Source organism: Paenibacillus sp. 32O-W, from assembly GCF_007679495.1.
Classification (GTDB): domain Bacteria; phylum Bacillota; class Bacilli; order Paenibacillales; family NBRC-103111; genus Paenibacillus_L; species Paenibacillus_L residui.
Window position 1 is genome coordinate 71299 of the sequence record NZ_VEGP01000014.1, and the last position, 21262, is coordinate 92560.

18 protein-coding genes are annotated in these 21262 nt (G+C 48.7%); 1 reads left to right on the forward strand and 17 read right to left on the reverse strand.

Annotated features, from left to right (window positions below):
- Positions 1–213: 213 nt before the first annotated feature.
- From csaB to FS806_RS08170, 15 genes are all read right to left on the reverse strand, one after another.
- Positions 214–1353: a polysaccharide pyruvyl transferase CsaB gene (csaB, locus tag FS806_RS08100; RefSeq protein WP_144934308.1), complete on the reverse strand. Its 1140-nt coding sequence runs from the start codon at positions 1351–1353 to the stop codon at positions 214–216.
- Complete coding sequence (locus FS806_RS08105; protein WP_144934310.1) at positions 1329–3389, reverse strand: DUF5693 family protein; 2061 nt, start codon at positions 3387–3389, stop codon at positions 1329–1331. Before FS806_RS08105 ends, csaB begins: the two co-directional genes overlap by 25 nt.
- A 28-nt stretch (positions 3390–3417) precedes the next feature.
- Complete coding sequence (locus FS806_RS08110; protein WP_144934358.1) at positions 3418–5109, reverse strand: phospho-sugar mutase; 1692 nt, start codon at positions 5107–5109, stop codon at positions 3418–3420.
- Between the two features lie 33 nt (positions 5110–5142).
- Positions 5143–5574, reverse strand: coding sequence for a 3-hydroxyacyl-ACP dehydratase FabZ (gene fabZ / locus FS806_RS08115; RefSeq protein WP_144934312.1), 432 nt, complete (start codon positions 5572–5574; stop codon positions 5143–5145).
- A 151-nt stretch (positions 5575–5725) separates the two neighbouring features.
- A complete protein-coding gene (locus FS806_RS08120) occupies positions 5726–6241 on the reverse strand; it encodes a CDP-alcohol phosphatidyltransferase family protein (protein WP_144934314.1) in 516 nt (171 codons plus the stop codon).
- A gap of 152 nt (positions 6242–6393) precedes the next feature.
- Positions 6394–6615, reverse strand: coding sequence for a DNA-directed RNA polymerase subunit beta (locus FS806_RS08125; RefSeq protein ID WP_225312532.1), 222 nt, complete (start codon positions 6613–6615; stop codon positions 6394–6396).
- Between the two features lie 16 nt (positions 6616–6631).
- Positions 6632–7492, reverse strand: a complete 861-nt coding sequence (locus tag FS806_RS08130) for a flagellar hook-basal body protein (RefSeq protein WP_144934318.1) — start codon at positions 7490–7492, stop codon at positions 6632–6634.
- Positions 7493–7598: 106 nt separating this feature from the next.
- Positions 7599–8501: a flagellar hook-basal body protein gene (locus FS806_RS08135; protein ID WP_144934320.1), complete on the reverse strand. Its 903-nt coding sequence runs from the start codon at positions 8499–8501 to the stop codon at positions 7599–7601.
- A gap of 27 nt (positions 8502–8528) precedes the next feature.
- On the reverse strand, positions 8529–9539 hold the full coding sequence (gene mreB, locus FS806_RS08140; protein WP_144934323.1) for a rod shape-determining protein MreB: 1011 nt from the start codon (positions 9537–9539) through the stop codon (positions 8529–8531).
- Between the two features lie 159 nt (positions 9540–9698).
- A complete protein-coding gene (gene spoIIID, locus FS806_RS08145; protein ID WP_144934325.1) occupies positions 9699–9992 on the reverse strand; it encodes a sporulation transcriptional regulator SpoIIID in 294 nt (97 codons plus the stop codon).
- A 251-nt stretch (positions 9993–10243) separates the two neighbouring features.
- Complete coding sequence (locus FS806_RS08150; protein WP_144934327.1) at positions 10244–10975, reverse strand: M23 family metallopeptidase; 732 nt, start codon at positions 10973–10975, stop codon at positions 10244–10246.
- 76 nt (positions 10976–11051) lie between these two features.
- Positions 11052–12095, reverse strand: a complete 1044-nt coding sequence (gene spoIID, locus FS806_RS08155; protein ID WP_144934329.1) for a stage II sporulation protein D — start codon at positions 12093–12095, stop codon at positions 11052–11054.
- 331 nt (positions 12096–12426) lie between these two features.
- Entirely contained in the window at positions 12427–13749 is a 1323-nt protein-coding gene (murA, locus tag FS806_RS08160) for a UDP-N-acetylglucosamine 1-carboxyvinyltransferase (protein WP_144934331.1), read from the reverse strand.
- A 367-nt stretch (positions 13750–14116) separates the two neighbouring features.
- Positions 14117–14368 (reverse strand): DUF1146 family protein, encoded by a 252-nt coding sequence (locus FS806_RS08165; protein WP_144934334.1) that lies wholly within the window; start codon positions 14366–14368, stop codon positions 14117–14119.
- Positions 14369–14635: 267 nt separating this feature from the next.
- Positions 14636–17380 (reverse strand): S8 family serine peptidase, encoded by a 2745-nt coding sequence (locus tag FS806_RS08170; protein ID WP_260982027.1) that lies wholly within the window; start codon positions 17378–17380, stop codon positions 14636–14638.
- 532 nt (positions 17381–17912) lie between these two features.
- On the opposite strand from FS806_RS08170, the gene FS806_RS26625 reads away from it, so the two are divergent.
- Entirely contained in the window at positions 17913–18038 is a 126-nt protein-coding gene (locus FS806_RS26625) for a hypothetical protein (protein ID WP_260982028.1), read from the forward strand.
- 105 nt (positions 18039–18143) lie between these two features.
- Here FS806_RS26625 and FS806_RS08175 read toward each other — a convergent pair whose 3' ends face one another.
- Positions 18144–19655, reverse strand: coding sequence for an NADH-quinone oxidoreductase subunit N (locus tag FS806_RS08175; RefSeq protein ID WP_144934335.1), 1512 nt, complete (start codon positions 19653–19655; stop codon positions 18144–18146).
- 4 nt (positions 19656–19659) lie between these two features.
- The gene (locus FS806_RS08180; RefSeq protein WP_144934363.1) at positions 19660–21258 is read right to left on the reverse strand and encodes a complex I subunit 4 family protein; all 1599 of its coding nucleotides are present in this window, start codon (positions 21256–21258) and stop codon (positions 19660–19662) included.
- Between the last annotated feature and the right edge of the window lie 4 nt (positions 21259–21262).

Sequence of the window (21262 nt, forward strand, 5' to 3'; positions counted from 1 at the left end):
GGATAAACGGCTATCGCCGTCCTTTGGACAGGCGTGTTTACCGATGAAATATAAGAACAGGATAGATGAAAATTTATACTTTCTTATATTTTCAAAAAATCGCTTGCGGCCAAACTAACGCCTTAAGACATCCGTTGGTTAAATTGATACTATCCGCATTCAATCTATACAACTGTATTCTTATATCGCTCACTATGAATGGTATTTGAAGACTTATGAGCCTTCTTTCAGCGCTCGCTTACTTTCCTGCATCAAGGATAGGATATGTTCAGCCGGCCGGTGAGCAGCTTCCTTCAATTGATCGATTAACAGACGCTTGCTCTCTATCCATTGCATTTTACCGCGCAACAGTCTGTCTACTTCCTCCAGAATCTTGGGAACATCCATATGATCCGTCGACCCGGCCGCTTCCATCCCCAAACGATGCAAAAACTGATCAATCTTCGGATCGTAGGAGATTCCGATCACCGGAACGTATTGAGAAGCGGCGTAAATAAGTGAATGTAATCTCATTCCAATCAGCAAATCACATTGTCCGACCTGAGCCAGCATATCCTGCGGATGTATAACATCACGTACGATATGCACATTAGGCTTGCCCTTTGCATTCATCCAGTCCATTACATCTAGGGATGCCCTCTCATCGTCCGGAAGATGGAACGGAAGGAAACGGATTTCGATCCCCCGCTCCTCCTCTAACCTGCCAAGGCATTTAGCCAGCTTGCGAAGCTCCGACCGGTCTTCCTTCCAATACCGGACCGATACGCCCACAACGGGGCGATCCGTCTCTGACGGGTTGCGCAGTGATCCGTTATCCCTTGGGGTCAGCCCCATAACGGGATCAGGGACGACTTCCACCCGCTCCCCTCGAATTCCCATTTGGGCTAGAAGCTCTGCCGACTCAGAATCCCGGACGGAGAGATACTGACATTTGTTATATACCCGCGAAATCCAAGAATAAAACATTTTTCGACGAACGGGGCCAATTCCTTGGGAATAAACAAATGTCGGCTTTCCGAACCATTGGGCAAGCTTAATAATGGCCAGATAATACGGGATCGTCTTGGCTCCCGTCGCATCCTGAAGCAGGCTTCCGCCCCCGCTAATCAAGCCGTCGCTTTGCCTGATGGCCCTAATGACCTCCATCGGCTTCATTCGATGGGCGGCCCTTACCCCATACATACGATCGGTCCAAGCCGGATCGCCGGACAATACGATGGGTTCGACCCGCACTCCATGCCGCCCGCCTTCTTTTTGCAAAGCGAGTAAGATAGACTGCAGGACAGCCTCGTCGCCGCTATTTTTATATCCATAATAACCCGAGAGAACTATTCTCTTGACGGCAGCACCCATCTTCGCCAACTCCTCGCCAACAATTCCCATACCACTATAAAGAGAATTCCGACAATGATCCCTAACAAGAGTCCGTATCCGACACGGATCGATGAAATATATACCGGCGTATGCAAATGCGCGAAGGTATCGACAATGGACAGTTGTCCAATAATGCCAAGAATAAAGATGTACAGAGCGGACGGACGATATTTAATCGCTAGATACGCCCCCAGGATAAATACGGGGTGTGCGAATAAGAACTCTTTAATTCTTGGGCGTACCCCCAGATTATTTTCCAGAAGCGCGCGAAACAGCTTTTCAAAGGCAGAGGCTTTGCCCTCATTGCCTGTCCTCGACAGATAATACATAATCATGGCAACCAATGCTCCGGCGATAACCACCCAGAGAACAGTTACGGACGAAGACAGCAAGCTTTTGGCCCGATTAACGATCTCACCCGCCTTGAGCCCCTCACTGAAGAACAGCAAATAGATTCCGATAATCAGAATAGGAGCCAGATGCAGCAGGCTAACCCCACGGTATTGGTCGATCACAAGGCTATAGATAATATTGTTCAACAAAGCAACAATGAACACGACGCCGATCATCGAGATCAACGAAGTCCGGATGAACAGATTGATCGCGAAGCCCATTTTAGCCCCGGCCAGTTTGCCGGTCCGCCGCTTGCGGATACTTTGGATCGCTAGAATCATTCCCAGAGTAGGTGCGCATATTCCAACACCTAATGCAAGCATTTTGAACAGCATATTGGGGGAGAGGATGTACAAGCCTCCAGCCATCCCTGTACCAAGAACAAAACTGATCAGCAGCAGCCAAGGGAAGAAATGGGCCAAAGTCAATGCGATAACGGCAACGGACCCAACGACGGCCACCGGCTTGAGCAATCCTTGCCAACTCGAATTATAGATCGTGAATGAGTGAGCGGGACCCAAAGTGTAGCCTGCCTTAACAATCCGTTTTAAAGCCCCGTCCTCTCCCCTCAAGGTTTCTCTTATCTGTTCGAGAGGATCCGTATAGGATGCCCTCTCCAAGTTTTTGGAAGGCCGTGCATTCAGGAAAATCATCTTAATATTGCGATCCTTGGCAGCCAGGACGAAACGGTCCGCAACAATTTGAATTCGCTCTGCCTGCTCTTGTTCGGTTAAGTTTCCGCTTAGCCTGTCCGCTTCCGCTTCAGAGAGAGAGTGCAGCCGGAACACATTGTAGCGGCTTTCCTTGGCTAAATAATTGAAGCCTTTTTGCGGAGCCTTCTGCAGTTCTATGGCTGCAAGGGCCATATCGTATTTATCGAGGAGCTCAGCCATTTGCTCCAGTTCCGGAGAATTCTCTTTCCCGGTATAACCCGGCACGCTTTCTCCCTCGAAAATAATCGACTTGGCACCAGCCTCTTTATACAGGCTCAGCTTGCGGTCCATATCCTCCGCGGAGAAAGGCAGGCTGCGGTTGGACAAACGGGCAACGATGCGAAAGCCCTTGTTCTGAAGGTGCTCCAAGGCGATCGGATCCGGATCCATCACCTTCAATGAAGCCTCCTCCAGTGATGCTTCGACAACTAGTCCTTGCCGATCTTCATACGACCAGGGCCGGACCGTTATGCCCTGAGTTTGGAAAGCCCTCTCCACCATCGGCTGCAATCGCTGCTGTGATTCTTGATCTTTAAACAGCACATACGTAAAATTTTCTCCTGCAGCCGCAGGCTGACCTGTTATCAAAGCGGCATCACGCGACGAATATAAATCGACCCGCTGCGCCAGTCTAAGCTCATTCAGCGTGCTTTCATAAACCGCCATCGATTCGATTCCGGCACGCTTCATGGCATCCAGCTGCTCATCGACGAATTCGCGCGGGTTAGGGCGAAACTCCGCAATATCCAGCAGATCGCGGTAATCAAAAACAAACTCTATCTTGTTGGAGGAGCTCTCGGTCATAATCCTCTCATAAGCCAGCGGCAGAGAAGCCAATAAACCGACAATCACTACCCACCAAAGCCATTTAGAGGCTCTTCGATTCCAGCGTGTATACCATTGAATCAATAGTTCCACTCCCTATCCTATATCCTTATCATCTGTCGATCCGAGTCATCACTTCTTGGCTCAGCTCTGCCAATAACCGTTCCGACTCCTCGGCACTCTTGGCTTTAACCGCAAAATATACTTTGATCTTGGGTTCCGTACCGGATGGACGCAGGCAGAACCACGATCCGTCTTCCAGCAAGTATTTGAGCACATTTTCTTTAGGAAGACTATCAATGCCTTGGGTATAATCAAGCATGGTCGTTATTTTCTTCCCGCAGACATTCGATGGCGAATGGCTACGCCACTCCTCCATAATTTGTCTTATTTTGGCCAAACCATCCTTGCCCTTCAAGGTTCGGGACTCCAATGCCTCCCGGTAATAACCGAACTGCCTGTAAAGTTCCTGCAGTACATCATACAACGTCTTCCCTTGACTTTTGTAGTAGGCCGCCGCTTCGCAGATTAACATGGAAGCTACTACGGCATCTTTGTCCCGGGCATAAGTTCCCGCCAAATAACCGTAGCTTTCTTCATAACCAAATAAGAAGCTATGATGGCCGCTGCGCTCGAATTCGGTCATTTTCTCGCCAATATATTTAAAACCTGTTAGGGTGTTCATGACTTCCACCCCGTAATGTCTGGCAATCTCCGCTCCCATCTCGCTCGTTACAATCGTCTTGATGACCACTCCGTCCGTCGGGATTCCCTTGCCTTCCTGTAAGCTGGAGAGCAGATAATGAACCATGATAGCGCCCGATTGATTGCCGCTTAGCACTACATACTGCCCTGTGGCATCTTTAACAACGGCACCCATCCGGTCACAATCAGGGTCCGTTCCGATTATGACATCGGCCTCAACTTGTTTACCCAACTCTATGGCAAGTGAAAAGGCCTCTTTCTCCTCCGGATTCGGGGATTGGACGGTGGAGAATTGAGAGTCCGGCTTCTCCTGCTCCGGGACAACATGAACGTTCTTAAACCCGGCTTCCCTAAGCACTCTGCGAACAGTGATATTTCCCGAGCCGTGCAGAGGGGTATAAACGATATTCACTTTATTTCCTTGTTGCATACCCACTTCAGGCCTCGGACGGACTGCCAGCACTGCCTTCACATAGGCATCGTCGATAGCTTGGCCTATCCATTGGAGAACCCCTTGGGATTCCGCCTCTTCCTTGGAAAGCTTGCGAATCATGTTGAATTCCAGTGATTGAATCTGCCCGATGATGCGATCCGCCTGTTCCTTAACGATCTGTCCCCCATCAGGCCCATATACTTTGTAGCCGTTATATTCCGGAGGGTTGTGACTGGCGGTAATAACTATCCCTGCAGAAGCTTGTAAATGTCTAACGGCAAAAGAAAGCTCCGGAGTTGTTCTCAAGGATTCGAAAACATATGCCTTGATACCGTTACCGGCAAGCACTAATGCAGCTTCCAAAGCAAATTCAGGACTCTGATTGCGCGAGTCATAAGCAATGACAACAGAAGGATGCCCGCTTGAAGCTTGCAGCAAATCCTGGGCCAGTCCCTGGGTCGCCCTACCCACTGTATACTTGTTCATACGGTTGGTTCCGGCTCCAATAACTCCTCTTAACCCTCCGGTGCCAAACTCCAAATCTTTATAGAAACGATCCTCGATCTCTTTCTCCTGGCCCTCGATAGCCTTCAGTTCTTCTTTGGTCGCGGGATCAATTCCCGGGTCCTGAAGCCATTGTTCATACAGCTTGCGTACTCGAGACATAGTATCCACCTACAAATTCCTCCCTCATTGTATTTATTCCGGATTAGCCAGAGCGAACATCAGTTCACCTTCTGCCACAACTTTATCATTCACTTTAGCAGTTCCCTTTCCTTTACCAATTGAACCCTTCAACCGGGTCACTTCCAGCTCCAAAATCAGAGTATCCCCCGGTTTGACCTGACCTCGAAAACGAAAGTTGTCGATTCCCGCAAGAAATCCTATCTTTCCGCGATTTTCCTCCGCCTTGAGCATAGCCACCGCACCGACTTGTGCCAAAGCTTCGACGATCAGCACTCCAGGCATGACCGGGTATTCCGGAAAATGCCCTTCAAAAAAGGGCTCGTTAATGGTAACGTTTTTCAGACCGACCGCACGTACCCCGTCTTCAACCTCCAAGATTTTGTCAACAAGCAGAAAAGGATAACGGTGAGGGATAATCTGTTTAATTTGTTGAACATCCAGCATATGGACAGCTCCTTTTTCTTTATCATTGTATAAATCTTTCCCAATATACTTAAACTAGTAGTGTCCCCTTCACGATCTGCAGTAGTGAAGGTTGATATAAGGGACATATTTCCACATGAGGCATCGCGAGTCTTGGAAATATGTCCTTTTCCTATTTATGTGCCATGGAATTCAGCAGGCGGAACTTCAGTATATAGATAGCTGATGTTATAAATGAAAAAGCTATGACGGCCCATAAATAAGGAATAGCATACGGGATACTGAAGAACAGCATCAGAATGGCTATGTAATACAATACCGTGGTTAATTTGCCCAAAGAATTGGCGGGGACCGTCTTCTTGCCCCGAAAATGGAAAAACGCCGAACCCGCAATCATACCCGCATCGCGAATCATGATGGCTGCAGCCGCCTCCCATGGAATCATACCCGAGATGAGCAATGAGACAAAAACCGCCAGCATCATCGTTTTATCTGCCAGAGGGTCGAGCACGACTCCCAAATCCGTTACCATCCCCCTGCTTCTGGCTAAATGCCCGTCCAGGACATCCGTTGCTCCCGCGATGACTATTATAAAGAAAGCAATTTTGACATGCCCCGAGAAAAAAACAAATAAATAGACAGGCACTAGAGCAAAACGAAGCAGTGTCAACGTATTTGGCAGGTTCACTTCGGGTCTCTCCTCTGTACACAATTCTACATTGTTACATTATACCTTTGAAATTGTAAAAAAAAAACTCCCCTGGGGGAGTGCTGTCGATAAGCGGCATGTAAATGTAAAAAAGATGATGCCTTTGGGCTAATAAACTTATTAATGTCCCCCTAAGTACCGGCAAACATTAAGTCGAATAAGTGCCTCCATGTTTCTATACTCCATACATCCTCTAAAGGCTGTTTCCCGACGTAAACATAACCGATGATCAGTCCTGCGAAAAGAGCTGCCACACACAGGATCGGCACGAGAAGTATTCTTAACAAGCGCAATACCGGTTTCAGTTTGCGATACCAGGGACGGCCCTTCGGAGTTGGTTTAGATTCGCTCATGGTCATTCCTCGCTCACTATCCTCTAAGATTGTTGGCCAGCTGCATCATGGTGTCAGAGGAAGCGATGGCCCGGGAATTTAATTGAAATGCCCGTTGAACCATCATCAGTTCAGCGGTTTCATCCCCTAAATTAACGTTCGATTGTTCTACAAATCCTTGTTTAACCGAAATTCCTCTCTCCAACCCGCCTGGACCAAAGGCACCCTGCACGACCAAATTCCGATCGGCCCCCGCAGCTACCTGGTAGCGGTTATTCCCGATTTCCTCAAGATATTGGGGACGCATGACGCGCATTAACTTAATACGGCCTGCAGGAACTGCCTCCGCCTCGGGCATGGAAGGCCGATAGGCCCAGACATTGCCCTGTTCATCTACTTTCATATCGTAGCCAGATGGAATAGCTATGGGCTGTCCGTTCACATCGCTAATAAGCAGCCCGTCCTTAGTGGCCAAGTAGGTACTTTCCGTATCACCTGCACGAAGAGTAAGTTGAAAGGAGCCCTCTCTTGTATAGACCTCTTCCATTGCCGGGTTGCCGTCCGGCCCCGTAACAGGGTTCAGAACAGCAAAAACGGCTTGTCCCTCAATCGCCAGATCCGTCGAAAGCCCGGATTCGCTTAACGGACCTTGAGACAGGTCTACCTTGACCTGACCCAGCCTGACTCCCCAGCCTTGCGTCAAGCCGAGCGGAGTCAGCCTGCCCTCCTTGCGAAAGCTTTCGGGCTGCTGTTTAACATTAGTCAGCACATCTTCGAAGGTTACATCTTTTCTCTTATATCCAGCCGTGTCAAAATGGGCTACGTTATTAGATAATACATCCAGCTTCTGTTGAAGTGAACGCATCGTCACCATGGAGCTAATCATGGAATGATTCATTATAGTTCCTCCTCAAGACAAGACGGCGTTCAGAAGTACGTTCGTTGGGTAACTCACAAGATTCGTTAGAACTTCCGAACACTGTTATTTCGCTTCAAGTATACATCTATACCCGTCCAATTTCGTTAACAGCTTTCTCCAGGCTCTTGTCATAATACTGAACCATCTTCTGATTCGCTTCATAAGCACGGAGTGCGGACATCATATCGATCATAGCATGGGACGAATCTACATTGGAGCGTTCCAAATACCCTTGATAAACCTCCACATCATCGTCCGGATTCATCCCACGAACCAGATCGGCATCCTCTTCATTCAACCGATATTGCCCATCGCCCATGCGGATCAGCCGATTAGGCTCTTCGACGATCGACAGCAGCAGCCCCGCCTGTTCTCCGGCTGTATTCAGCAACGGTTCCCCGTTCAGAGGATCCAACAGTTCTCCGTTCCGGCCGATGACTGCACCCGATAACGGCTCACCCGTGGCGGCATTCATCAGTGTCAATGGCTGTCCGTCCCGTCCAAGCACCCGATACCCGCTCTCGGTTACCAGTTCCCCCGCCGTATTCACTTGGAAGCTGCCGTTCCGAGTATAAGTGCGGTTGCCTTGTCCATCAACAACGGTAAAAAAGGCCTGCGGCTGATATATCCTCTCTCCATCAGCGGTTATAGCTTTACCTGAACCATCGAAGGTCACTCCAGGAAGCTGCACATTGGAGACAATGGCCAAGTCAAATGGCTGCTTTGTTTCCATAAGGTCTCCTTGCAGATATACCGACAAAGCCTCCTCCGCGAACACACCGGTATTCATTCGGCCTATATGTCTGGAGTTCGCGCCATGATCGTCTCCATTCAAAAGCGAGATCATCATTTCCGGAAATGACCGGGCTACCGCATTATTCTGCTTATAGCCGGGAGTCAGCACATTAGCGATGTTATTGGTTGCCACATCGTGACGCCTTTGCTGTGTGATCATCCCGGCACCTGAAGTATACAATCCTCTTAGCATTCCTACGCCCCTTTCCTCTGCCGAGCTTTATAATCCTTTCAAAGCTGATTTCTTGGCTACTTTATCGAGATTATCCAGCATGACTCCGGTCCCCTTGACGACACAATGCATCGAGGATTCCGCCACCAGCACGGGAACCAGCAGTTCATCGGCCAGAAGCTGGTCCAGACCGTGCAGCATCGCACCGCCGCCAGTCAGAATGATTCCTTTATCAATAATATCAGCGGCTAATTCAGGAGGAGTCTTCTCCAGCAGTGCTTTGGCAGAGGCTACGACCGAATAAATCGGCTCCATCAAAGCCTCCTTGATCTCCATGGCATGCACGGTTATAGAGATGGGGAGGCCGGTGACCATATCCCTTCCCCTAATATCCATCTCTTCCTGGCGGCCTTCCGGATGAACCGTAGCTATCCTAATCTTGATATCTTCCGAAGTCCGTTCGCCAATAAGAAGCTTGTACTTATTCTTGATATACTTCATAATGGCATCGTCAAACTTGTCCCCTGCAACCTTAATAGAGGAGGCGGCTACAATGTCGCCCATCGAGATGACGGCTACATTCGAAGTGCCCCCTCCAATGTCAATAACCATATTTCCGCTAGGTTGTGATATATCCATACCCGCGCCGATCGCGGCCGCCTTCGGCTCCTCTACCAAAAATACCTCTTTGGCCCCACTGCGCTTCGCCGATTCCCGAATCGCCTTCTGTTCCACGGAAGTGATATTCGTAGGAGCGCAGATCAAAATTCTTGGATGACTATACCATTTTTTGCCGCCCACTTTATCTATAAAGTATTTTAACATAGCTTCCGTCATTTCGAAATTGGCAATAACTCCTTCACGCAGGGGTCGAATCGCCACAATATTGCCCGGCGTCCGCCCAACCATTCTGCGAGCCTCTTCCCCTACAGCCAGCACCTTCTTCGATTCGCTGTCTACAGCTACAACCGAAGGCTCATCCAGCACAATGCCGCTGCCTTTAACATAAATCGACACATTAGCTGTACCTAAATCTATTCCGATGTCCTTACTGAACATTAAATATGATCCTCCCTGCCCGTCACTGACCGTTCATTTACCCTTGTAAGAAGGTAAGCCCAGTTATCCTTAATAGGTAGTTTCGCCAAAAAAAAACAAAATCCTCCTTTTTCCGTTAAAATATAAGGGTAAAAAAACGAACGGTTGGGAGAATCGAATTTACGATTTGGACGAGACTAATAAATCGGAATTTTTCTTATAATTTCTCGATTTCTTATATTTAATTTTCGTTGCCTCACCTCCCCGCAGATGGCGAATCGATTTGTGATATTCCAATATCGTCTTAACTTGATTGGCCAATTCCGGGTTTATATCCGGAAGCCTCTCGGTTAGATCCTTGTGAACCGTGCTTTTGGATACCCCAAATTGTTTAGCGATTGCACGAACTGTGTGCCTCGTCTCCACGATACATCGACCGATTTTAATGGTCCGCTCTTTGATGTAATCATGCACTCCCCTCGCCTCCCTACTCAAGATAGTTTGGTACATTATATGAGGAGCGAGCCTATATATTCTTTGTTTAAAGAGCTGACAAGCACGGACGAGCCAATAAATTTGTGGGACAAGGCTTCTTTTTATTATTTCGGACTATGGCCCGACGATTTTTAGGGGTTCCACATAACCTTATAACTTATGGAAAAAACAAATAGCGGGAGGTTTACCTCCCGCTGCTTTAATCTGCATGGCCCCCGCAGGCCGTTTCATTATTGTTCTGCGATTAACTCACTTGGATTCAAGGCTGCTCCGTCTTGACCCTGGCGTACTTCGAAATGAAGGTGATTGCCGAGATGCTTCTCCAGCTCGTTGCGACCGGCTGTGCCGATAACATCGCCCTTCTTCACCTCTACATCCTTGGCCACCTTAATTTCATCAAGGCTCTGATATACCGTAACCAATCCGTTGGAGTGAGTAATTTCAACCAGGTTTCCGACAACCGGGTTTCTCTCCACCGCAGTTACCTTACCGCTTAGAGCCGCCAGTACTTCGAAAGACTCTTTATCCGGTCTGGCCAGATCAACACCGATATGCGGTGTGAACGTATCACCATACTCAACCATCGCTTCCTGCTTTACATCACTGGAAGCTTTGCTGTCGAAGAATGGCATGGTCACATCCATTTCGTTGTAATCCTTGACCGGCCACTGCATATTCTCTACATTGGCTGCAACAGGTTGGGCATCCGGATCAGTTGCGTTCTCGCCTTGCTCCAAACCGAGACCGATGCTCTCATCCGTTAGGGGTGGCTGTTTCCCCGAGTTTTGATACACCAACATTAACGTTAAAATAATTGCAGCCGCCACCATGTAGAGCGCCGGAAAAGCCCATTTCTTGGCGAGCAGTCTGCGCCACGGAGAGTACGGGGTTGCAGTTTGTGCTCCTTCTTTGGATTGAGGAGCTTCTTTTTCGGTTTGAATCTCTTTGTATTGTTCACTCATAGTTATATCACCTCAGTACCATTGTTGCCAGATCGATAGCTTTTATACTTGAGATGATATAAATCGGCATATTATTTTAATTTGCTATATTCGATGCGTTCTGAACTTCTACCCCGGTATAGTAATGTTTAAGAATTTCCACTGCTGTCTTGCCTTCCTTGGCCATGCCGTTGGCCCCCCACTGGCTCATTCCAACCCCATGACCGTAGCCTGTCGTAGTAATCTCCACTTCTTTCCCGTTAAGCTTCCATTGAAATTGAGAGGAGTTCAAACCGAGCTTCTCTCTCACCTCTTTGCCGGAGAAGGTCTTGCCTCCTATCGATAGTTTCTTTATTCTTTTTCCATCCGTATATTCCAAGACTTTACTGTTGGCAAAAACGCTGCTGGCGGACAAGGTTTCCGACAATCCCAGCTTGCTGCGAAACTCGCTATAAGGGATAGAGATCGTCTCCTTATATCTTGGCGCTATCTCTTTATCCCAAGGACTGGCCACACTTCTTAAATAAGGAATTGGATTAGTCCAGTAATCTTCCGAGTTTTCCGTATATCCGTTACTAGTTGAGAAGAAGGTCGCCTCAATCGGTTTATTCTGATAGGTTATCACTTGCCCTCTAGTTTCTTCGACCGCCTGATTCAACCTCTCTCGGTTGCGTTCGAAGTTTTCGCTGCCCCACTGCCGTTTCAGCTCCTCATCGGTCAAATACGCCTGATGCAGTACCGTATCGGTAACAAGCGCTTCCTCATCGGGGACATTGCTGCGATCCTCCGCGAGCCAACGGCGAATGATATAGGTCCGGGCCGCTATCGCCTGGGCTTTTAACGCCTCCAGCTCGAAATCGGACGGCATCTCCGCCGCTACCACCCCACGCACATAGTTCTCCAAATCGATATGATCCACGCGCTTTTCCTTAGTTAGATAGACGGGCACGATCAAAGGGGAGACAGCTTCCGAAACAGGATCGGTCAAACCCTCCTCAGGCTCAGGAAGAAAATTAGATGTCTGCTCGGGCTGATCGGTCTTGCGAACGATCAGGCTCGGCACAAGAATAGTAAGAAGCATGGAAATAGATAGGGCCAGAGCCATCCATAGAATCACTTTCTTCCTTGTTTCTTGGTTCATAGCATCGTTCCTCCCAGACATGATGTATGTAGGCACTGTAGCGATTTGCATCGTGCAGTTATCCTATTTTATGAGATTGGAAGACATGCTAGAACATAAAGAAGCGTTAACGTTTAATAGCTTGCTAGCCAGCCGGGATAATATTCGGTAAGGAAGGATGCGTCGACATCTGCGAAGGGGGATTAATAGAAGCTTTCTTATCGCCAAATAGAATTTAAACCCTGTTCATGACAGAAAACCTATAAAATAAAAAAGCCTCGGTCATCAGACCAAGGCAGATCATTCGTTTTATATTTAAGTTATACGGGAAGGACTCAGACCGAGGCAAACATTACGCCCAAGTGGGCTGCACCGCGAAGAAGCCGACCTCGCTAGGTTTCTCCTCGACTTCTACGGCTCCATCCACTCTCTGGATGTCCGCTCCCAGCGCTTGAAGCTTCTCAACAATGTTCACGTAGCCCCTGTCAATGTGGTGGATACCGGATATTTCCGTTTCCCCATCCGCGGCCAGAGCAGCAAGCACCAACGCCGCCCCCGCTCTTAAATCCGTGGCATTCACCTTGGCTCCCCGCAGACGGGTATTGCCTTGAACAACAGCCGTCCGGCCCTCGACCTTAATTTCGGCATTCATTCGAATAAATTCATCCACATGCATAAAACGATTTTCGAACACCGTCTCTGTCACAAGACTCGTTCCTTCCGCTTTCAAGAGAAGGGCCATCATTTGCGATTGCATATCGGTTGGAAACCCGGGATACGGCAGCGTCTTCATATCGACAGCCCGCAGCGGGCCTTCCCCGCATACCTCGACTCCATTCTCGTCTTCCAGCACCTTCACGCCCATCTCCCTAAGCTTGGAAATGACGGGCTTCAGATGATCGCAGATTGCCCCTTCTATAAACAAGGTGCCTCTGGTAATAGCAGCTGCAACCATGTAAGTTCCCGCTTCAATCCGATCCGGAATTACCGTATGTATAGCACCCTGCAGCGAATCAACCCCATCTATACGGAGCACCCCGGTCCCTGCACCGCGAATACGGGCACCCATGGCGTTTAAATAATTCGCCAAATCTACAATTTCCGGTTCCATGGCCGCGTTCTCGATGTAGGTGGTCCCTTCAGCCAAGGTGGCCGCCATCATAATATTTTCGGTGGCCCCGACACTGGCAACATCCAAATAGATCTTGGCGCCCCGCAGCTTCCCCTTCACTCTAGCTTCTATAAAGCCTTGGCCAAGCTCTATATCCGCCCCCATGGCCTCGAAGCCTTTCAAATGCTGATCGATCGGCCGGGTTCCGATAGCACAGCCGCCGGGGAGCGGTATTCTCGCTCTCCCCATCCGGGCCAGCAGCGGACCGAGAACAAGAAAGGAAGCCCGCATTTTGCGGACCAACTCATAAGGTGCTTCGCATGAATCCAAGCGCGAGGAATCGACCCGAATGACCTCATTCTCATATTTGATTTGTGCCCCCAAGCTTTTGATCAGCTGGTAAATCGTTTTGACATCCTCCAGCAGAGGGGCATCCTTAATTACGCTAATTCCTTTTGTACCGAGCAAGGAAGCAGCAATAATAGGCAGAACAGCGTTTTTGGCGCCGTGTACTTTGACTTTTCCCGATAATCGTTTGCCACCGCGGACGATTATTTTGCTCATCTCTGGTCCCTCCGCGTTCCGTTGTATTTATGTCTTTTCCTTATTCTGTTGAAAAAGGGCTGGATACCAGCCTATCTTCATAATCCGCCCTCGATTAAATTATCGGCGAATAATCGAACATTACACACAGTTTGAGAACCAAAACGCTGTTTTCTTCGTCTATATTATTAAAGACGCATCTAACTTAGACCAGTAGCTGCGTATATTAGCTCCAAACCTTCGTCGTTCCTATGTTCGCTGGGCTTCGAAGTTTGTCGAAACAACCTGTTTTATTTCCATTGTTGACAAGTAAGACCGATGTTATTCGAAGTCTTGATAGAGCGGTGCAACCGACCCGGGTAATCATCCCCGCCGCTGGTTAATCACTCTAAAACAGCCCCTTCAGCATAGCCGACCAGTTAAAGTAGTCAATGAAGAATCGGGCCACCTGATATCCTAATGCCAAGGATAGAAAAATTTGCAGCAGCTTGCTTTGAATGCTTCGCGGATTTTTCACAAACAGATCGAATCGGAATTGCTGCAGCCCCCACCAGGAGAGGGCGATACATACCAAAACAATCAATATGTAAATCATTCCGCTCATTGCAAAAGTAAAACCGATGGAGTCGGTTTCGCCCATCCTGCTCCCCGCCTTCCTAGTGGCTATAAATAACAGGCTTCATTAAATTTACAAATTGCTGACGCAACTATAGTATAGCCATTAAATAGCCCAACTTCTATATAAAACTTCTGAGAAGTGCTGAATTCATTTTGTCTCATTAAGTAAGAATGCAACTGGCCACAGGGAGAAGGGATTCCCGGTACCCTTCAGAACCCCGATGGCTTCTTCAGGCTTCCTACCATCCGAAATTGCCTTAAATGGCATCAGCTGAAGGCAAGACTAGTATTATTTCAACAGTTTAGCAAGGACTGAAACAAATTCTGCCCTGGTGGCTTTATGGTCGGGACGAAATGTATTGTCAGGATAGCCTGAAACCCAACCTTCATTCATCAGCTTGACTAGAATAGGGGCTCCCCAGTAGCTCGGGTCCACATCTGCATACGGGGCCTCTGTAACAGCGGGCAGACCGTTCATCAGATTCTGCACTTTGGCCAGAAGAGCGACCATCTCCATCCGGCTTATCGTCCTTTCCGGTTGGAATGAAGCGTCGGGATATCCGTCGATCCATCCTTGCTGGGACACGGCGGATATCGCATCGTAAGCCCAGTGGCTGGGAGTCACATCGGGAAAGGCCGCTGCTCCGCTCTTGCTGGTAAGGCCGAAGGCCCGGCTAATAACAGCCGCTGCCTGAGCCCTCGTCATAGGCTGATCAGGGGCGAAACGGAATGGCTCAATTCCCTCGACAATCTTCAGGTTCGTTAACCGTATAATATCCTCTTCCGCCCAATGTCCCTCCACATCGCGGAAACCGGCGGTCAACGGAATGCTTTCGGCTTTCAGTCTATAAAACTGATTATCAAAAGCCTGATCGGCTCTTAATCGAACATAATAAGTTCCCGCTTCCAGCTCCTGCGAAAGAGTAAGGGCATCCGCACTCCCCTGCTCCTGGCTGATCAATTGAATGGAATGATCGTATAACTCCATCTCCATCCGTACCCCTTGCGGAATATCCCGCAGCCCCACATCCACCAAGCTGCGTTCATTCAGCCTGAACTGGAACCAATCCGAATCATCCTTCGTCTGAATGTGGCCCTTTACTTCTTTTCCTAAATTGAGGGAGGAAGCCTGGTTCGGTCTATTATTAGGTTCGTTGGGATCCTCCAATTTGGGGGAGTACTCGATAGACAGCGTATATTCGCCAACTACAGGGGCCGAGTAACCGGGGATATTGCTTACTCTGAAATAATAGGTTCCCGGTGTGACATTCATCGGTCCCGAAGTTTCCGTTTCGCCATCTCCGTTCTTATCGATCAGAAGCTCCTTCTCCCCTTGCTTCTGAACAAGAAGAACAGGGTCTATCCGTGCCGTATCGACGGACACCGTCAATTGCAAGGTGCCTTCGCTCCGCACATGCATCGCGAACCAGTCATGGTCATTCTCCTGATGGAAGGTTCCTACTATCGTCTGGCTTCGGTCAGGCAGTACATAAGCTTTATATTGCCGGTCATTATCTTCGAAAGGACCCTTATAAATTAAAAAATCGGTGGTCAGACGGTAAGTTACAGGCTGGTCCGCCTGCAGCTTGATATAGCTTCTGCCTTTGTTTACCTGGATATCCGCTCCGCTTGACAATATGTTCTCATAAGGCACGCCGGACTCGCCGGGATCCGTATAGTAAGTCAAGGTCATTCCGGCCCCAGCCTGATCGGCCTCTGCCGAGAAAGACAAGGTTCCGTCATAAGGCGCATCGATATAAAACCAATCCTGATCAGAAGCTCCGGATAAAGCCGCATTGATTTGTTGACTGATGGAAATGGGATAAGCACCGTCCGGGCTTTGATTTCCCTCATACATATCTTCCTTATACGGAATCGTTAGCGCCCGGTCCGCCCGAAGCAGACCATAACCCGATTTCGGATCCCACCCCGTTTGTGTAATCTCCTGGGCCGATTGGCGGATCAGATTGCGCACCTGATAAGGCTTCAGGTCGGGATACTTGCTCCATATCAACCCGGCAACCGCTGCTACCTGCGGAGCAGCCAAGGAAGTGCCTTCCTTATATCCATAATTTCCCCCCGGAAGAGTCGTAAAGACGTTCCAAGGAGCAACTATATCCAGTTCAGGGCCGTAATTCGATCTTCTATGGGGCTGTAAATCATGAGTGACCCCGCCCACAGCGATAACCGTTGGATAGGCCGCCGGATACTTGACTGCATTCCCTTCATTCCCGGCAGCCGCCACCAGAAGAACCCCATGATCTTCCGCATATTGAACTATGGATTTCATAAATGGTGAAGGCTTATTCAAACCAAGAGAAAGGACCACGATACGCGCCCCATTATCGACTGCGTACCGAATGCCTTCTCCTAACTTATCCTCGTCGCCGCTACCGTCCGCTTCCAAGGCTTTGATCGGCATAATTTGGGCCCTCCACAGAAGTCCGGAAACCCCGATCTCATTATCCGAAACCGCAGCCAGCACACCGGCAACGCTTGTTCCATGACCGTTGTCATCATAAGGGGGAGTCCCCGGTTGAATGAGATTCACCCCGTCAATCAAGTGATCCTTTAAATCCGGATGATTCATATCTATGCCGGTATCGACCACGGCTACAACCAAATCCTCGCTGCCGACCGCTTGATCCCAGGCCTCTTCCGCATGAATCAACTTCAAATATTGTTGATTGCTTAGCATTGAATCGTTCGGCATTTCGGCTATACGGTATTGATGATTGGGCTGAATGTATTCGACTTGTCCCGAAGCGCGCCAGTAATCCAGCCAGGCAGCTTCATTCTCCGTTGTTTTGGGACGAACGACCATTACATTCATGTCGGGATACTGAGAAATGATCGAACTGTTCTCATAAACAACCGGGTCCACATCATTCTTCCACTGAATAATCCAGGATAATTCGGAATCCGTAGTATTTGACGAGAGCAAGGGGGTGGGTTCCTCCGCCGCGAATAACGGGAAGGACAGAAGCAGAATACAAACCAAGCCAAAGGAGAGCAGAGCTTTAGTTAGTCGCATATGTATAATCCTCTTTAAAGGTAGTCCTAATTTCTTCTTAAAAAATACATTCGATACTCTTCACACTACCCCCTTCCGCTCTTTCACAAAAGGGTCTAAAGACCTATATCTTTGAATAATTAACTGCAAGCTGGATTATGGGACAGAATTAATGAAAGCAACGGCTATCGAGGCTGTGCAGATGAGGTGATCAGTAAGGTCTCTGAATCTGCCACTTCCCATACAAAGACCTACAAACTCTACTTGCCATTCGATGTCCGGAACAAGTATCATGCTAGATAATCAAGGAGCATTCCACAAGATGGAAATGCCCTCTGCGATGGTTAAAACTTGTATTCTTTGACGTACACACCTCATATTTGCTGCAAGTACAATCATTATTGGACTACGGTGGTGAAGCCGACATGAATTTTATTGGTCTTGCCGACCCCTTTATCGTGATGTTCGGCAGCGAGCAAAACAAGCTGATGCACCGTCATTACGGAATTCAGTTAGTTATTCCGATCGGCAGTTTGACTATTTAAAAGAGCATTTGCCTTACGCCAATGTGACCAGCAGACTCTTCACCGAAGCCGAAGGCGGAGAGCAGCATTGTCAGGTCGGCAACTATGACCTGGCTATCGAATATATTCTGTCGTGGTTCAAATCTAAATATTGACTCGATTCCGGATTAATCGCAAAATAAACCTTCCCGCAACCCAGTAGGTTCGGAGAAGGTTTATTATTTAGAGATTTCAATGCGCCCGCATCGTTGAAGAACTCGCTAGTAAATAAACAGATCCTTGCCCAGCCTGAAAACCGACTCTACATAATTTAACAATAAACCGGGGAAAAAGCCGAGCACAATTCCAAGTCCGGCGCATACCCATAGAGTGATCTGCTGAGGAATGGTTGTCTTGAGCTCTTCCGGCTCCTCGCCGCTGCGCATGAACATTTGCCGGATAACGCCAAAATAGTAATAGTAAGAAGCCACACTGGTCAAAATCATAATGATCGCCAGCCAATAGAGCTTCATCTCCAATGCGCCCAGGAGGATGAATAATTTTCCGAAGAAACCGGCGGTAACCGGAATCCCGGCCAGGGACAGAATGATTAAGACCATCGCGACGGCTGTCCATGGAGCACGGTAATACAATCCGGCAAACCCTTTGATTTCAGAGCTTCCGGACGTTGCCTCTATCGTGAATAACAGAGCGAACGCTCCGATATTCATCAATGCATAGGCTACCATATAATAGATAAATTCAGAGAAATTGCTTGTATGAATTAATGAGATTTTAGCCGCTATAGGAACCAGCAGATATCCGGCATTGGCTATTCCGGAATAAGCCAACAGTCGCTTCATGTTTTTTTGCTTAAGGGCCATGAAATGACCGGCAATCATGGAGATCGCGGCCAGCACGCTTAGGGACATATAAACATCCGCATCGATCGGCAGATTGGGGCCGGCGTTGACCTGGAAGAAGACCATATAGAACACCCGGAACATCAGGGCAAGCCCTGCCGCTTTGGAGACTACCGCCAGGAAAGCGGTAACCGGTGTCGGGGCCCCTTGATAAACATCCGGTGCCCAGGTATGGAAAGGCGCTGCTGCTATTTTGAAACCAAAGCCGGCCAGCAGCAGGAAAAACGCCACATAGATCAGAGCCCCGAAAGAACCGGAATAAAGAGACAGCTGCGCATTGATCTCCGCCAAATTGGTGGACCCCGACATTCCATACAAGAATGACATCCCGTATAAAATCATGGCCGAGGACACTCCGCCAAGCACCACGTATTTAAAGGCCCCTTCGTTGGATCGGCTGTCCTTCTTTTTCATGGCTACCATAATATAAGAAGTAATGCTTAGGAGCTCCAATCCGACAAATAATGTAATCAGATCGCCGGAAGAAACCATAATCATGCCGCCCAGTACCGCAGGAAGATAGAAATAATAATATTCCCCGACATGCGGAGTTTCCTTCTGCTTGATCCCCCCGATGCTCATCAGCACGATCAAGGCGGTAGATCCCAGCAGCACCAGCTTCACCAGATCGCCGAAATGGTCGACCCGATAGCTGTGATGGAGCAGCTCAATCGGCTCCTCCAGATTAAGGCGCATACCTATGAAGACAGCAGCGGCCAGTAACCCGGCAATCGTGAGCCAGCCAATGACGGTTCGGCTCCGATGACGCGGCATCAGCAGATCGATTAATGAAATAATGACAGCAGAGATGACCAATGTCAGCTCCGGCGCCAAGTGAGCTAAATCGCTTAATTGGATACCTTGTTCCATTGGTCTACCCTCCCAATCCTACAGTTACTTGTTGTATAAACTGGTTCAAGCCGCTTATGGTTGTGTCCAATGGCTGGCTGAGAATGCCCGGATAAATCCCAAGCAGCAGAATGAAAGCGACTAGGGTGACCATAGGCACCGCTTCTATCAAACGTGCGTCGCGAAGGCTCTTATACTGCTCCGGCATTGGACCGAAAGTAATCTTCATTACCGCACGGAGGACATATACGGCTGTTAGAATAACCCCCAGCAAGCTGATGGCCGTGATGATCTTCATGGAGCCGAATAAGCCGAGGAAGGAAAGATATTCACTGATAAAGCCTGACAAGCCGGGCAAGCCCAGGGAAGCCATACCCGATATGAGCAAGATGCCGCTCATAAACGGCACGGATGCCGCCATCCCTCCGAGTTGATCCAGCATTGATGTCTGCGTTCTCTCATAAATACTTCCTACAAGCAGGAACATCAGTGCAGATATCAACCCATGCGACACCATCTGGAAAACCGCCCCCTGCATGCCGATTTCGTTAAAGGCGGCCAAACCGAGCAGGACTATGCCCATATGGCTGATACTGGAATAGGCCAACACAAGCTTGAAATCCTTCTGTACAAAAGCCAGTACGGCCCCGTACAAAATGTTAATTAACCCCAACAAGGCAAGTACGAACGCCCATTCCTTGGCCTGCTCCGGAAATAGCAGGATCCCGAAGCGAATTAATCCATACGCTCCCATCTTAAGCAGAATACCGGAGTGAATCATAACAACAGACGGTGGAGCTTCGGTATGGACCTTAAGCATCCAGCTATGGAAAGGAAACATCGGCAGCTTGATGCCGAAGGCTATGAGCAGCATCAGGAAGAGCGCCCATTTTAACCCTTCCGTCATAAAGAATGGGCTCTGTGGATGATCTGTATTGACGAAGGACTGCGGTTCATTAAACAAATGGTTTGAAATCTCGTACAAGCTTCCGGTGAAATAAACCGACGTTCCATCGGGTCCTTCTATTTGAGCAAATCCGGCGGTCGTCACCACAATCAGGAAAGCAATAAGCATGATGGCGGATCCTACTCCGTTATAAAGCAGGAAACGGTTGGCGGCCTTCTCCCGATTCATGTATCCCCATATGCCTACCAGGAAGAACATCGGAACCAGCGTGACCTCGAAGAAGACGAAGAACAGGAACAAATCCCGGGCCATAAATACACCCAACATCCCGATCTCCAGCAGCAGGAACATGATGAAGTAAGTTTTCCACCGTTTCTTAATTGAGAACGAGGCCAGAGCCGCCATGGCAGCAACGAGCGCTGTCAAGAACACCAGCGGAAGCGACAATCCGTCTACCGCGAGGCTGTAATCGAATTTCAGGTGGAAAGTGCCCTGCTCGTTAAAAAGCAGCTCTGAATTTAGCGGAATGTTGATCCAGCTATAGCTCTCGGCGTACTGATCCCCTCCGTCAGACTGATTAAAATCAACATACAGCCAGCCCGCCAATACTAATGGTATCAGCGTTGCGGCGATTCCAATCCATTTGATCCAGCGGCCTTGCTGCTTAGGGATAAATAACAGAACCAGGATGCCCAGCAGCGGAGCAAAGACAATCATACTC

Excerpts from the sequence above, each read along its gene's own strand:
- csaB (WP_144934308.1), bottom strand. The coding sequence starts at position 1,353 with ATGGGTGCTGCCGTCAAGAGAATAGTTCTCTCGGGTTATTATGGATAT.
- FS806_RS08110 (WP_144934358.1), bottom strand. The coding sequence starts at position 5,109 with ATGTCTCGAGTACGCAAGCTGTATGAACAATGGCTTCAGGACCCGGGA.
- fabZ (WP_144934312.1), bottom strand. The coding sequence starts at position 5,574 with ATGCTGGATGTTCAACAAATTAAACAGATTATCCCTCACCGTTATCCT.
- FS806_RS08125 (WP_225312532.1), bottom strand. The coding sequence starts at position 6,615 with ATGAGCGAATCTAAACCAACTCCGAAGGGCCGTCCCTGGTATCGCAAA.
- FS806_RS08130 (WP_144934318.1), bottom strand. The coding sequence starts at position 7,492 with ATGAATCATTCCATGATTAGCTCCATGGTGACGATGCGTTCACTTCAA.
- FS806_RS08135 (WP_144934320.1), bottom strand. The coding sequence starts at position 8,501 with ATGCTAAGAGGATTGTATACTTCAGGTGCCGGGATGATCACACAGCAA.
- mreB (WP_144934323.1), bottom strand. The coding sequence starts at position 9,539 with ATGTTCAGTAAGGACATCGGAATAGATTTAGGTACAGCTAATGTGTCG.
- FS806_RS08150 (WP_144934327.1), bottom strand. The coding sequence starts at position 10,975 with ATGAGTGAACAATACAAAGAGATTCAAACCGAAAAAGAAGCTCCTCAA.
- spoIID (WP_144934329.1), bottom strand. The coding sequence starts at position 12,095 with ATGAACCAAGAAACAAGGAAGAAAGTGATTCTATGGATGGCTCTGGCC.
- murA (WP_144934331.1), bottom strand. The coding sequence starts at position 13,749 with ATGAGCAAAATAATCGTCCGCGGTGGCAAACGATTATCGGGAAAAGTC.
- FS806_RS08165 (WP_144934334.1), bottom strand. The coding sequence starts at position 14,368 with ATGGGCGAAACCGACTCCATCGGTTTTACTTTTGCAATGAGCGGAATG.
- FS806_RS08170 (WP_260982027.1), bottom strand. The coding sequence starts at position 17,380 with ATGCGACTAACTAAAGCTCTGCTCTCCTTTGGCTTGGTTTGTATTCTG.
- FS806_RS08175 (WP_144934335.1), bottom strand. The coding sequence starts at position 19,655 with ATGGAACAAGGTATCCAATTAAGCGATTTAGCTCACTTGGCGCCGGAG.
- FS806_RS08180 (WP_144934363.1), bottom strand. The coding sequence starts at position 21,258 with ATGATTGTCTTTGCTCCGCTGCTGGGCATCCTGGTTCTGTTATTTATC.